The following is a 12333-nucleotide window of genomic DNA, read 5'->3' as shown; positions in this document are numbered from 1 at the left end:
ATATATAAATGATCATTCGGTTATATCGGGATGTCAAGATGACACGGCCAAAAACCCAGTCCGACGAGCAGGTGCTGGAGACCGCGCACCGGCTAATCCACGAGCATGGTCCCGAAGCACTCACCTTCGAGCGTCTGGCAAAGGCCTGCGGTCTCTCCGGTGCAACGCTGGTGCAGCGCTTCAAGAACAAGGCGCAGCTGAAACAGCGCACTTTGCTGCACGCCTGGGACGGTCTCGACGAGAACACCAGAAAGCTGGCAGCCGCCGTTCCCAGAACCCCCACTGGTGCGGTCGCGTTGCTGGTGGCGCTGTCGCAATTCTATGGCGGCATCGAATCCTATGCCGAAGGCCTGCTTGTCCTGCGCGAGGATCTGCGCGATCCCGTGCTCAGGGCGCGGGGTGCGGCCTGGAAGGCGTTCCTGTGCGACACACTTGCAGCCTGTTTTGCCAAGACGCCCAACCCGCCACGCGACATCGGCCTGCTGATGGCCTCGCATTGGCAAGGCTCGTTGCTGTGGTGGAGCTTTGACCCGGCCATCGAAGTGGCCGCCTATGTCGAGGACAGCCTGAACCGCTTCGTCGCTGCCATCACAACGGCGCCGGCCCGAAAACCGTGATGGTTCTTGGCGTCTCGGCTATAATCCGATGTCGCCTTCAGCCGCGCCTTCAAGCGCGTCATCGGCTTGGCGCGCAGCCATCTCCGGGGCGAGGAACAGGCCGATATCCGCCAGGCCAGCTGACGCACAGGGTTTCGAACTCAGCTTGCCAAAGGCAGTTCGGCGGTCCCGGCAGCTTTTTTGCCGGCAGCTTTTCGCGATAGGAATTTTTTCTTGACTCGGTGACCTCAGCTATGCTACATTTCTGTCTATGGTGCTGATTTGCGCCAGTGACCCGCCGCACAGGCGGGTTTTCGTTTGATGCTCCGTCCCTACGCCTGGCGAAAGCTCCGAAGGAACCCGTTGACCCGAGTTCATTGCCCTGAGCCGACGCATGGAGCCGTGACGGACTGGCGATTCCAGGCTAAAGCAATTCCAGGAAAAGTGTGAAGCGGTTTTTCCGTCCGGAATTGCGTCAAAACAAAGAGATAGAGCGGTTCAACGTTTCCGTTAAACGATGAACTGCTCTAGAAAAATCCGCATGGTTTTCACCTCGCCCAAGACTGCCTTGCCGGCCTCGGAGGGTCCGCTCACCGACATCTTGCGCGGATTGCGGCTTGATGGCGTCGACTATGGCCGCTGCGAACTTTCAGAGCCATGGGCCGTGTTGTTTCCTGCCCAGAAGGCAGCAAGATTTCACTTCATTGGCCGCCGCGGATGCTGGCTGTTCTCGCCAGCCGGAGAATGGATTGAGCTGACACCCGGCGATGCGTTGCTCTTGCCGCGCGGCGCCGAGCATGTCGTTGCCAGCGCGCCTGGCATTCCTGCCGTGCCGATCGAAAGCTACACTGTCGAGCCTTTGCAGGACAATGTCTTCAATGTCTCCAATGGCGGCCACGGCCCGAAAATCTTGCTGTTTTGCGGCAGCATGCACTTCAACCTGGACGGATCGCACCCCTTGCTGGGCATGATGCCGGACATGATGCGCGCCAAGGAATTGATGGCTGGCGAGCCAGGTATTCCGCATCTGCTGCAAGCCATGGCCGGCGAGATCACCATGAACCGCGCCGGTTCCGGCGGCATGCTGGCGCGGCTGGCCGACGTACTGGCTGCAAGCATCATCCGTTCATGGGTGGAAAACAGCGGCGGCGACACCAGAGGCTGGATCGCGGCGATCAGGGATCGCGACATCGGCCGCGTAGTTGCCGCCATTCATCTGCAGCCCGACAGGAACTGGACTGTCGAAGCGCTGGCGCGCGAAATGGGCGCCTCGCGATCGGCCTTCGCCGAACGCTTCACGGCCGTCGTTGGCGAAACACCGGCGAGATATGTCGCCCGGATACGCATGCACCAGGCGCGGCAATGGCTGATCGATGATCGGATGCGGGTTTCGGTGGTCGCCGCCAGACTGGGTTACGATTCCGAAGCGTCGTTCAGCCGGGCGTTCAAGCGCATCATAGGCATCGCGCCCAGCCACCTGCGCACCGTCGACGGCACCTCCGAAAACCGCTGAGGCGATCCCGGATCCGCGGCCATGGATCGCAGGGTCTGGATGAATTGCCGGGTCTGGATGAATTGCCAAGCCTTCCGGACGCAATGCCATTGCCGGGCCACCCGCATGCAATAGCTTGCCATAACCAGGCAGCCAGCGGCCGGCGTCCAGTCGGTCCGAAGAGGAGAACCATGCCAAATCATCCGAAGGTCATCGCACTCGCCGTCATGCTTGCGGTTCCCGGGCGCGCCTTTGCCCTCGAGGACAGCTACCTGCCGGCCGACAAGATCCCCTATGTGGCGGAAGTACCCGACCAGCCGCATCGTCTTGGCCCATTGTGGGGCGAGCGGGCCAAGGGTCCGGCAGGCACGTTGCTGAAGGTTCCCGGCAACTGGCGTGCACCGGTCCATGCGCACACCGCGGATTATCGTGCGGTGGTCATAAAGGGGCTGTGGGCGCACTGGCAGATGGATGGCGGCGAGGCGACCAAGGTCGAACTGCCTCCTGGATCCTACTGGACCCAGAAAGCCAATGAGATGCATGACGACGCCTGCGTCTCCGACACGGAATGCGTGATCCTGCTGATCAACGACACGCCCTACGAAACCTACTTCCAGAAATAGGCTGGGATGCGGCCTCACGCATGTCGCCCAAAAGTGACCTCGGTTTTGGGAGAACGACATGCACAAAAACAAAGACCTAAAGCGCGTCGCATGAATCCGTTTCAGCGCGACGCGCTTTATGAGGCGTGTCGCAAGCTGACGCCGCTGCCCTTGTCGAACAGCACCACCTTGTCGGGGTTCCAGGCAAAGCGCACCGCCTGCTCGATGGCGACGTCGGTCCTGGCCGGCACGGTGGCACGCAGTGTCGCGTCGCCGACGCGCAGCGTCAGGATCTTTTCGACGCCGTGGTTCTCGACGTCGTGAACATGCGCCTCGACCGGCGCGCCGCTCTCGAGATAGACGTCCTCGGGACGAATGCCAAAGACGAGCGGGCGACCGTCGGTCGCCCCGCCCGCTTTGGCTCCCCCCGAAAAAGGCAGTTCGAAGTTCAACGGCGCCATCACCGCGCGGCCGTTCACAAGCTTGCCGTCGATGAGGTTCATTGGCGGCGAGCCGACGAAGCTCGCCACATAGGTATCGCGCGGATTGTTGTAGATCTCGTGCGGCGTGCCGGTCTGAACGATGCGGCCATGGTTGAGCACGCCGACCTTGTCGCCCATCGACATCGCCTCGATCTGGTCGTGGGTGACGAACAGGAAGGTGGCGCCGAGCTGCATCTGCAGGTTCTTCAGTTCAGTCCGCAGCGCCTCGCGCAGCTTGGCGTCGAGCGCAGACAGCGGCTCGTCCATCAGGAACACACGCGCACGCGGCTTGCGCACGATGGCGCGGCCGATCGAGACGCGCTGCATCTCGCCGCCGGACAGCCGATCCGTCTTGCGGTCGAGCAGGTGCTCGATCCGCAGCGTACGGGCGGCACGGTCGACGCGATCCTTGATCTCGGCGTCGGGCAGCCGGCGAATTTTCGGCTTCAGCGGGAATTCGAGATTTTCACGCACCGTGTAGCGCGGATAGAGCGAGTATTGCTGCAGCACCAGCGCCACGTCACGCTCGGCCGCACCCCAGTCGGCGACGTCGACGCCGTCGATGAAGACCTGGCCTTCGCTCGGCTTTTCCAGGCCGGCGATAAGCCGCAGCGTCGTCGTCTTGCCGGCGCCCGTCTCGCCCAGCAGCACGAAGAACTCGCCATCGGCAATATCGAGATCGAGCCCGGTGAGCGCAGTGTGGTTGCCGAAAGTCTTCGAGATGTTCTTGAGCTGGATATGGGCCATGTCTATCGTCCCGATCTCTTTTTCGAGGGTGTCTGCCCTCCGCTATAGCTCCGGGCGTTCGATTGTTCGAAAGGCCAAGTCATTGGCCTTTCGTGTCCTTCGGCCATCACAATCTCACTCCCAGCGACTTGCCGCTTGCCGTGTCGAAGAAATGCGCTTGGGCCGGATCGATCCTGGCGAACACCTTCTGGCCGGGACCGGCGACGAAGCCGCTCTTGGTGCGTGCGCGCAGCATCTTTGAGCCGACCTTGAGATCGACAATGTCGAAGGAGCCAAGCGGCTCGACGATCTGCGTCTCGACCGGCAAAAACCCCTCCGTCGCCTCGCGGCGGATGAGAACGCCTTCCGGCCGGATGCCGAGCGCGAGCTGGCCGCCTGCATGGCCGTTGAGCTTCGACAGCAGCGCCCGCGGGAACTCGAAGCCGGCGGGAGCCCCGCCGACCGTCACCGAGACCGAGGACGCCGTCTCGGCGACTGCCGCATCGGCGACGTTCATCACCGGACTGCCGACGAATTGCGCCACGAACAGATTGGCCGGGTGCGAATAGACCTCGTCGGGCGAGCCGACCTGCTGCAGCACGCCTTCATGCATGATGACGATGCGGTCGGCGAGGCTCATCGCCTCGACCTGGTCGTGCGTCACATAGATGGTCGTCGACCCTTGCTTGATGTGCAGCCGCTTGATCTCGGCCCGCATCTCCTCGCGCAGCTTGGCGTCGAGCGCGCCGATCGGCTCGTCCATCAGCATGGCCTTCGGCCGCCGCACCAGCGCCCGGCCAATGGCGACGCGCTGCATGTCGCCACCCGAGAGCGCCGATGGCTTCTTGTCCAGCAGATCGGTGATCTGCAGCGTCTTGGCGACGGAGCGAACCTCGCTGTCGATCTCCGTCTTGCTCTTGCGCGTGGCGCGCAAGGGGAAGGCGATGTTCTCGTAGACGCTCATATGCGGATAGAGCGAGAACGACTGGAAGACCATGGCAATGTCGCGGTCGGCGGCCTTTAGATGCTGGATCGGTTTGCCGTCGATGAGGATGTCGCCCTCGTCGATCGTTTCCAGCCCGGCGATGGCCCGCAGCGTCGTCGTCTTGCCGCAGCCCGACTGGCCGAGCAGAACGATGAACTCGTTGTCGGCGATCTTGAGGTTCAGGTCCTTGATGACCTGGACGGCGCCGAAGAATTTCTGGACGCCGCGAAGCTCGATCTGGGTCAATGCTGTGCTCCCGGATTGCGCACCTGGCCGGTGCCGGCCTTTTCCTCAGGCGCGATCTTGGAGGTGACGTTGAAGCCGACCAGCCCGATCAGGATGATGGTCAGGCCATATGTGTGCAACAACAGGTTCCAGGGCTGGCAGAGTGCTATGATGCCGAGCACCATCAGCACCTGCGAACCGGGCTCCAGATATTTCTGGTTGATGGCACGAAAGCTCATTTGCGAATCGCTCCGAAGGACATGCCGCGCAGCAGATGGTTGCGGAGCAGGAACGTGAAGATCGCGACCGGCAGCAGGAATAGAAAGGTTCCGGCGGCGATCACCGTCCAGTCCGGCAGGCCCGAGCCGACCTGGCTCGGGATGAAGGGCGGTGCGGTCTGGGCGCGGCGGTTGGTCATGATCAGTGCGAAGGCATATTCGTTCCACGCGGTGATGAAGCAGAACACCGCGGTGGCGGCGATGCCGGTGGCCGCCTCGGGCAGCACGATCTTGAAGAAGGCCTCCATGCGCGTGTAACCGTCGACCAGGGCCGCCTCTTCATACTCTTTCGGTATCTCATCCATAAAACCCTTCATCAGCCACACCGAGAAGGACAGGTTGAAGGCGGTGTAGAGGATGATCAGGCCCACATGCGTGTCGTTGAGGCCGACCGCCCGGTACATCAGGAACATCGGGATCGCCACCACCACCGGCGGGAGCATGCGTGTCGACAGGATGAAGAAGAGCAGGTCAGCCTCCCCCTTCACCTTGAAGCGCGAAAAGCCATAGGCGGTGAAGGTGCCCATGCCGACCGCCAGCACCGTGGAGGTGATGGCGATGATCAGCGAGTTCATGAAGCGGCTCGGATAGCCGGACCATTGCACCTGGCCCTTGCCGTCGCGCACGATCTTTTCACCGCCGTCGAAGACGACGCGCTCCCACCAGGGCGCTGCCGCATACTCTTCCGGCGTCGGCGCGCTGCGCAGTTGCGAGCGCTTGGTGAACAGTTTGACGAAGGGCGATATCTCCGGCTGGAACACCACCGTCGGCGGGATGGTCGTGGCAAGATTGCGCGGCTTGAACGCCGTTGAGGCAATCCAGTAGATCGGCGCGAGGAAGATGATCGTCACCAAAAGGACAACGACGATGGCGACGCGATTGAAGCCGATTTCGGAAGAAGTGCGGACGGCGGCCATCTCAGCGCTCCTTCACCTTGTTGAGGTATTTGACGTAGATGTTGGTGATAGCCAGCACCATGATCAGCACGATGTAGGCAAGCGCGCAGGAGCGCCCGGTCTGCCATTCCTGGAACGCCATCTTGTAGAGCCGGATCGAGATCACCTCGGTGGTTGGCTGGCTGGTCAGGATGTAGGCGAGATCGAAGGTCTTGAACGCCTCCATGGTGCGGAAGATGATCGCGATCATCAGAATCGGCGCGACCAGCGGCAGCGTAATGCGAAAGAAGGTATAGAACGAGCCGGCGCGGTCGATCGCCGCCGCCTCGTAGAGGTGCTTCGGCACTGCCGACAGGCCGGCAAGCGACAGCAGCATGACGAAGGGCGACCACATCCAGATGTCGGTGATGGCAACCGCGTAGAGCGCCATGTCAGGGTTGGACAGCCATTCGAAATTGCCGAGGCCGAGTGCATAGTTGATGACACCCCATGATGGATCATAGAGCAGCTTCCAGAACAGACCGACGACGGCCATCGACAGCATCATCGGCAACAGCAGCAGTGTCGTCAGCAGGCCCTTCAGCGGGATATCGCGGTTGAGCAGCAACGCCACGCCAAAGCCGACGATGACCTGACCGACCACGGAGACGATGACATATTTGGCGGTGATGGCGAAATTCGACCAGATGAACGGGTCGTTGAGCAGTTCGCGGTAATTCTGCAGTCCGACGAAATTGGCCGCCGCCGGGCTCGACGCGCGAAAGTCGGTGAACGAATAGCCGAGCGAATAGAGCAGTGGAAAGATGTTGAAGACGATCAGGAAAACGATCGTCGGAATGATGAAGAGATTTCGGATCGTGAGATCGCTCATGCCGCGGGTGGCGGAGCGCGAGTTGGGATCCAGCGTGGTCATGACTGCAGTGGCCAAGGCCAGTTCCTTCCTTGAGAAAAGAAAACGGAAGGGGTGGGCTCCCACCCCTTCCGAGCGTTAGTACCGCTTACTTCACGCGGTTGTACTTCTTGAACGTCGCGTTCCAGTCCGCGGCGAGCGAATCGAGCACTTCCTTGGCCGTGCCCTGATTGCCGGTGATGTACGGATAGACGCGTTGGTTCATCGCGATGAGCAGCTCGGCATATTCCGGCGTCGCCCAGAAGTCCTTCACCTTGAACATGGTTTCGTAGAAGGCCTTGTTGTAAGGCGTGGCGTTCTGGAATTCAGGCGACTCGAGCACCTTGGCACTTGCCGTGTAACCGCCAAGTTCCGCCCACTTCTTCTGCGTCTCGTCTTTGATGAACCATTCCAGGAACTTCATCGCCTCTTCCTTGTTGTTGGAATAGGAGATGACGGAGATGCCCTGGCCGCCGAGCGCGGCGAACTGGTCGCCGTTCGGGCCGGCAGGGTTGGCGAAGAAGCCTGTGTTCTTGGCATTCGGGTTCGAGGCTTCGTTGATGAGCGCTGGGAAGAAGGCGAAGTAGTTCATGCTCATCGCAGCCAGATTTTCGGTGATCGCCTGGTTGTCCTCGATGAAGAAGCTCTTGGCCCAACCAGGAGGTGTGAAGGAATAGAGTTCCTTGTAGACCTCGAGCGCCTTGACGTTCTGATCGGAGTTGATGATCCCGTCGACCTTGTAGGTGGCATAGTCGCCAAGTTCGCCGCCGTAGGAGAAGATGGCGTTCTCAACGCCCATCACCAGGGCATCATATGAATTGTCGGTGTAGATGGCGACGCCGTAGCGCTTCTGGTCGGGACGGTGGAAGAATTCGGCAATGTCGCGCAGCGCCTTGAAATCCTTCGGCACGCCGAGATCGTAGCCATACTTGGCCTTGAAGGCTTCCATTTCCTTGGGGTCCTCGAACCAGTCCTTACGGTAGGACCAGCCGACTGCGTCACCCTCGGCCGGGATCGACCAGTACTTGCCAGAGGCCGACGGATATTCGGCGTAGTACTTGACAGTCGCCGGCGCCATCACCTCCTTCAAATTATGCTTGTTGAAGAAGTCGGTAAGGTCGACATAGTGGCCCGCCTCCGATGCGGCACCGATCCACTGCGAGTCGCCGACCACCATGTCGTAGGCGCTGCCCTTGGCGTTGAACTCGGTGAATGCCTTGGTCTGGAAGTCGGACCAAGGCGTGGTTTCGACCGTGACCTTCACGCCGGTCTCGGCCTCGTAGAGGTTGACGAGTTCCTGCAAATAGTTCGCCGGATCCCATTCCGCCCAGAATATGGTGAGTTCTTTGTCCTGCGCGTAGACGGACGTTCCGCAGGCAAGCGTTAAGCCGATACCAGCAAGTGCGCTGGTCACTAACTTGCGCATAATGATTTCCTCCCTTGTGCGCGTTCTACCTTATCGTGCGAGCCGGCAACGGGGCCGGCCCTGGTAGTTCCTCCCGTGATCGCACCTTCCCGGTTTCGAGCCTCCTCGCCCCTGCCGGAAAATGGACCGCAACCCTCACTTTCGATCCGCTTTTCTGATCCAATCTGGTATTACCAATTTCGCATGCTCGTCAAGCCCTTTCTTGGCAGCTTGACGTGGCCATTGCCATCGGTTTCCTGCTTTATCTGCCTGTTTTACCAAGATTTTCCTACTCAGTGATATGATTGGGTATTGTCCGATACCCCACTCGACGGCTAAGATCAGTAGCGTGCATGCCAATCTGGTCGAACCAGATAGGCTCTATTTCATGACTGCCTTCGGATCTAGGCTGCCTCCTTCATCGACCGATTCCGCGACTGCCGCACGCACCAGCGCCCCGGCCGCCCAATGGGCGACCGCCCTCGTCCGGCGGCTGTCCAGTCCCCAGATATCCTTGAGCACGATAAGCACCTCGACGCCGAAGATCAGCGACAGCGCCTGCGCCAGCCGCTTGAAGTCGCGCGGCGGCAAACGGCCCTTGAGCGGCGCGATCGCCTCCTTCAGCAAATCGATGCGATGGCCACGCGTGAAAGCCGGCTCACCGCCCAGCGTGCCGGCCTGACGCCGCGCCCATTGATCGAGCGACAGCTTCAGTGCTGCCTTGAACGTGGCCTCGAAGGCCTCGATGCGCGGCATGGCCGTGTCGAACAGCTCCGCGACCCGGCGCTCGGCATCGGCGGAGGTCGATCGCCAGGTGAGGATTGGCCCCAGCCCCTCGTCGACGACGGCCTGCACCAGTGCCGACTGGCTCGGGAAGTAACGATAGGCGGTGGCACGGGAAACCTCGGCCGCCTCGGCGACCTCGCTGACCGAGGGCGTGACGCCCGCCTGCATCAGCCTTGTTGCCGTCTCCAGCATCAGCCGTTTGGTCCGCGCGCGTGGCCCACGTTCGGGCACCGGGCCGGGTGCCCGTTCAGCGTCGTCGCTCGCAGCGGATTGTTGACGTGAGACATTCATGCCAATACGATACTCGCGTCTCAAAAATTTGCAATGGTGTCCGCATCGTCGAGTGGCCCGGGCAATGAGCGATGGGGGCGGCATCGCGCCTGTCAGGATCGGGGGAGCGCAATGAAGCGTATCTATGTGGCGGGTACCGCGGACACCAAGGGCGAGGAGCTCGCCTTCCTGGCCGATGCGATCACTGCTGCGGGCGCCATCGTTTGCCGTGTCGATGTCGGAACGCGCGACGCAACCATCCCCGTCGATATCGGCGCGAGGGAAATCGCCGACCATCATCCCGGCGGCCGTGACGCCGTGCTCGGCGGCAATGACCGTGGCGCCGCGGTCGCCGCGATGGGCACCGCCTTCGCCCGCTTTGCCCAATCGCGCAACGACATCGCAGCCATGATCGGCATCGGCGGCGGTGGCGGCACATCGATCATCACGTCGGGCATGCGCGCCCTGCCGCTCGGCCTGCCCAAGATCATGGTCTCGACGCTCGCCTCCGGCGATACCGCTCCCTATGTCGATGTCTCCGACATCATCATGATGCCGGCGGTGACCGACATGGCCGGACTGAACCGGATCTCCCGTGTCGTGCTGCACAATGCCGCCCAGGCGATCGTAGGCATGGCAACCAAGCCGGCGCCGCCACCCGACGGCAAACTATCGATCGGCCTCACCATGTTCGGCGTCACAACGCCTTGCGTGACCGCCATCGCCGACCAGCTCCGTTCCAGATATGACTGCATGGTCTTCCACGCCACCGGCACCGGCGGCCGCAGCATGGAAAAGCTGGCCGATAGCGGCTTGCTGTCCGGCGTCATCGACATCACCACGACCGAAGTCTGCGACCTCCTGTTCGGCGGTGTGCTGCCGGCGACTGACGATCGTTTCGGCGCCATAGTTCGTACGGGGCTGCCCTTTGTCGGCTCCGTCGGCGCGCTCGACATGGTGAATTTCTGGGCGCCTTCGACCATTCCGGACCACTATCGCGGGCGGCTTTTCTACGAGCACAATCCCAATGTCACGCTGATGCGCACCACGGCGGTCGAATGCCGTGCGATCGGCGAATGGATCGGCACCAGGCTCGCCCGCTGCGGAGGGCCGGTGCATTTTCTCATCCCGGAAAAAGGCGTCTCGGCGCTCGACATCGAAGGCGGCGCCTTCTTCGACCCGGAAGCCGACGCCGTTCTGTTCGAAGCCATCGAGCGCACCATCCAGCCCAACGGCAAACGCCGCGTGACGCGCCTGCCGCTGCATATCAACGACCCGGAATTCGCAAAGGCTGCAACATCGGCCTTCCTCGACATCGCCAGACAGTGAGAGATCCAGAAAGATGCCCGCCATACCGCGCAAGGACATATTGAAGAAATTCAGGGGAATGATCGCCAAGGGTGTGCCGATCGTCGGCGGCGGCGCCGGCACCGGCCTGTCGGCGAAAGCCGAGGAGGCCGGTGGCATCGACCTCATCATCATTTACAATTCCGGCCGCTACCGCATGGCCGGGCGCGGCTCGGCCGCCGGCCTGCTCGCCTATGGCAATGCCAACGAGATCGTCAAGGAGATGGCCTACGAGGTGCTGCCGGTGGTCCGACACACGCCGGTGCTGGCCGGCGTCAACGGCACCGACCCGTTCGTCATCATGCCGCTGCTGCTGGCCGAGCTGAAGACCATGGGCTTTTCCGGCGTGCAGAATTTTCCCACCATCGGCCTGTTCGACGGCAGCATGCGGCAAAGCTTCGAGGAAACCGGCATGGGCTTCGGGCTCGAGGTCGACATGATCGCCGAGGCGCACAAGCTCGATCTCTTGACCACGCCCTATGTCTTCAACCCCGACGAGGCCCGCGCCATGACAAAAGCCGGCGCCGACATCGTCGTCGCCCATATGGGTGTGACGACAGGCGGCTCGATCGGCGCCACCTCGGCCAAGTCGCTCGACGACTGCATCGTCGAGATCGATGCCATCGCCGACGCCGCGCGCTCGGTGCGCAAGGATGTCATCCTGCTCTGCCATGGCGGCCCGATTTCGATGCCCGACGACGCCCGTTACATCCTCTCCCATGCCAAGGGCCTGCACGGCTTCTATGGCGCCAGCTCGATGGAACGGCTGCCGGCGGAAGCCGCGATCGCCAAACAGACGGCCGATTTCAAGGCGGTGACACTTGGTGGTTACAAGACCACGAAGAAAAAGAAGGGATGATGAGACGATGACCGACACGAGCAAGGTATTTGTCTACCCGAAGGACGTCAGCGCCTTCGGCTTCGACTGGGGAAAATTGGCGCTGACGGTGGCGCCCGAAGTGAATGGCGCAACCCGGTTTTCCGGCGGTGTGGTGGACCTACCGTCCGGCAAGGGTCACACGCGCCACAACCATCCGGGCGCGGAAGAAATCATCTTCGTCATCTCCGGTCATGGCGAGCAGATGGTCGAGGACGAAAAGGGCAATCCGGTGGTCGCAAAAGTCGGCCCCGGCTGCACCATCTATGTCCCGGAAAGCCGCTTTCATTCGACGCTGAACACCGGCGACGGGCCGATGCAGCTTTTCGTCGTCTATTCGCCGGCCGGGCCTGAACTGGTTTTGCGTGAGCTGCCGGATTTCAGGCTGATCGCGCCGGGGCAGTGATGAACTTGTTCTAGGGTAGCGCTGCCCCTCATCGTCCTGCCGGACATTTCTCCCCGTATAGTGACGGGGAG

General features: G+C 61.7%; 13 protein-coding genes. 6 read left to right on the top strand and 7 right to left on the bottom strand.

The window, feature by feature from the left end; genetic code table 11:
* The first annotated feature begins 38 nt into the window (after positions 1–38).
* From EOC06_RS20970 to EOC06_RS20960, 3 genes are all read left to right on the top strand, one after another.
* Positions 39–617: a TetR/AcrR family transcriptional regulator gene (locus tag EOC06_RS20970; protein ID WP_245469859.1), complete on the top strand. Its 579-nt coding sequence runs from the start codon at positions 39–41 to the stop codon at positions 615–617.
* Between the two features lie 520 nt (positions 618–1137).
* Positions 1138–2109, top strand: a complete 972-nt coding sequence (locus EOC06_RS20965) for an AraC family transcriptional regulator (RefSeq protein ID WP_164761593.1) — start codon at positions 1138–1140, stop codon at positions 2107–2109.
* 170 nt (positions 2110–2279) lie between these two features.
* A complete protein-coding gene (locus EOC06_RS20960; protein WP_127332286.1) occupies positions 2280–2711 on the top strand; it encodes a DUF4437 domain-containing protein in 432 nt (143 codons plus the stop codon).
* Between the two features lie 116 nt (positions 2712–2827).
* Here the strand turns inward: EOC06_RS20960 and EOC06_RS20955 are convergent, their stop codons facing one another.
* The 7 genes from EOC06_RS20955 to EOC06_RS20925 form a co-directional block, all read right to left on the bottom strand.
* Complete coding sequence (locus EOC06_RS20955) at positions 2828–3919, bottom strand: ABC transporter ATP-binding protein (protein WP_128308684.1); 1092 nt, start codon at positions 3917–3919, stop codon at positions 2828–2830.
* 106 nt (positions 3920–4025) lie between these two features.
* A complete protein-coding gene (locus EOC06_RS20950) occupies positions 4026–5129 on the bottom strand; it encodes an ABC transporter ATP-binding protein (protein WP_128289236.1) in 1104 nt (367 codons plus the stop codon).
* A complete protein-coding gene (locus EOC06_RS20945; RefSeq protein WP_127268335.1) occupies positions 5126–5347 on the bottom strand; it encodes a hypothetical protein in 222 nt (73 codons plus the stop codon). The genes EOC06_RS20950 and EOC06_RS20945 overlap by 4 nt, the downstream gene beginning before the upstream one ends.
* Positions 5344–6303: a carbohydrate ABC transporter permease gene (locus EOC06_RS20940; RefSeq protein WP_127268334.1), complete on the bottom strand. Its 960-nt coding sequence runs from the start codon at positions 6301–6303 to the stop codon at positions 5344–5346. Before EOC06_RS20940 ends, EOC06_RS20945 begins: the two co-directional genes overlap by 4 nt.
* A 1-nt stretch (position 6304) precedes the next feature.
* Positions 6305–7210 carry a carbohydrate ABC transporter permease gene (locus EOC06_RS20935; RefSeq protein WP_023812446.1) on the bottom strand — a complete coding sequence of 302 codons (906 nt, stop codon included), beginning with the start codon at positions 7208–7210 and terminating at the stop codon, positions 6305–6307.
* Between the two features lie 70 nt (positions 7211–7280).
* Positions 7281–8597, bottom strand: a complete 1317-nt coding sequence (locus EOC06_RS20930; protein WP_023812445.1) for an ABC transporter substrate-binding protein — start codon at positions 8595–8597, stop codon at positions 7281–7283.
* Positions 8598–8957: 360 nt separating this feature from the next.
* Positions 8958–9653, bottom strand: a complete 696-nt coding sequence (locus tag EOC06_RS20925; protein ID WP_128308683.1) for a TetR/AcrR family transcriptional regulator — start codon at positions 9651–9653, stop codon at positions 8958–8960.
* Between the two features lie 111 nt (positions 9654–9764).
* On the opposite strand from EOC06_RS20925, the gene EOC06_RS20920 reads away from it, so the two are divergent.
* The 3 genes from EOC06_RS20920 to EOC06_RS20910 are packed head-to-tail and all read left to right on the top strand — an operon-like array spanning position 9765 to position 12262.
* Entirely contained in the window at positions 9765–10961 is a 1197-nt protein-coding gene (locus EOC06_RS20920; protein ID WP_128308682.1) for a Tm-1-like ATP-binding domain-containing protein, read from the top strand.
* Positions 10962–10974: 13 nt separating this feature from the next.
* Positions 10975–11838 (top strand): phosphoenolpyruvate hydrolase family protein, encoded by an 864-nt coding sequence (locus tag EOC06_RS20915; protein WP_128308681.1) that lies wholly within the window; start codon positions 10975–10977, stop codon positions 11836–11838.
* A 7-nt stretch (positions 11839–11845) separates the two neighbouring features.
* Positions 11846–12262, top strand: coding sequence for a cupin domain-containing protein (locus EOC06_RS20910; protein ID WP_127268329.1), 417 nt, complete (start codon positions 11846–11848; stop codon positions 12260–12262).
* Positions 12263–12333 lie beyond the last annotated feature (71 nt).

The sequence above is a fragment of the Mesorhizobium sp. M7A.F.Ca.MR.362.00.0.0 genome (genome assembly GCF_004023175.1).
Classification (GTDB): Bacteria; Pseudomonadota; Alphaproteobacteria; order Rhizobiales; family Rhizobiaceae; genus Mesorhizobium.
Note: the sequence above shows the minus strand (reverse complement) of the source record. Positions and strands in the feature narration are given on the sequence as shown.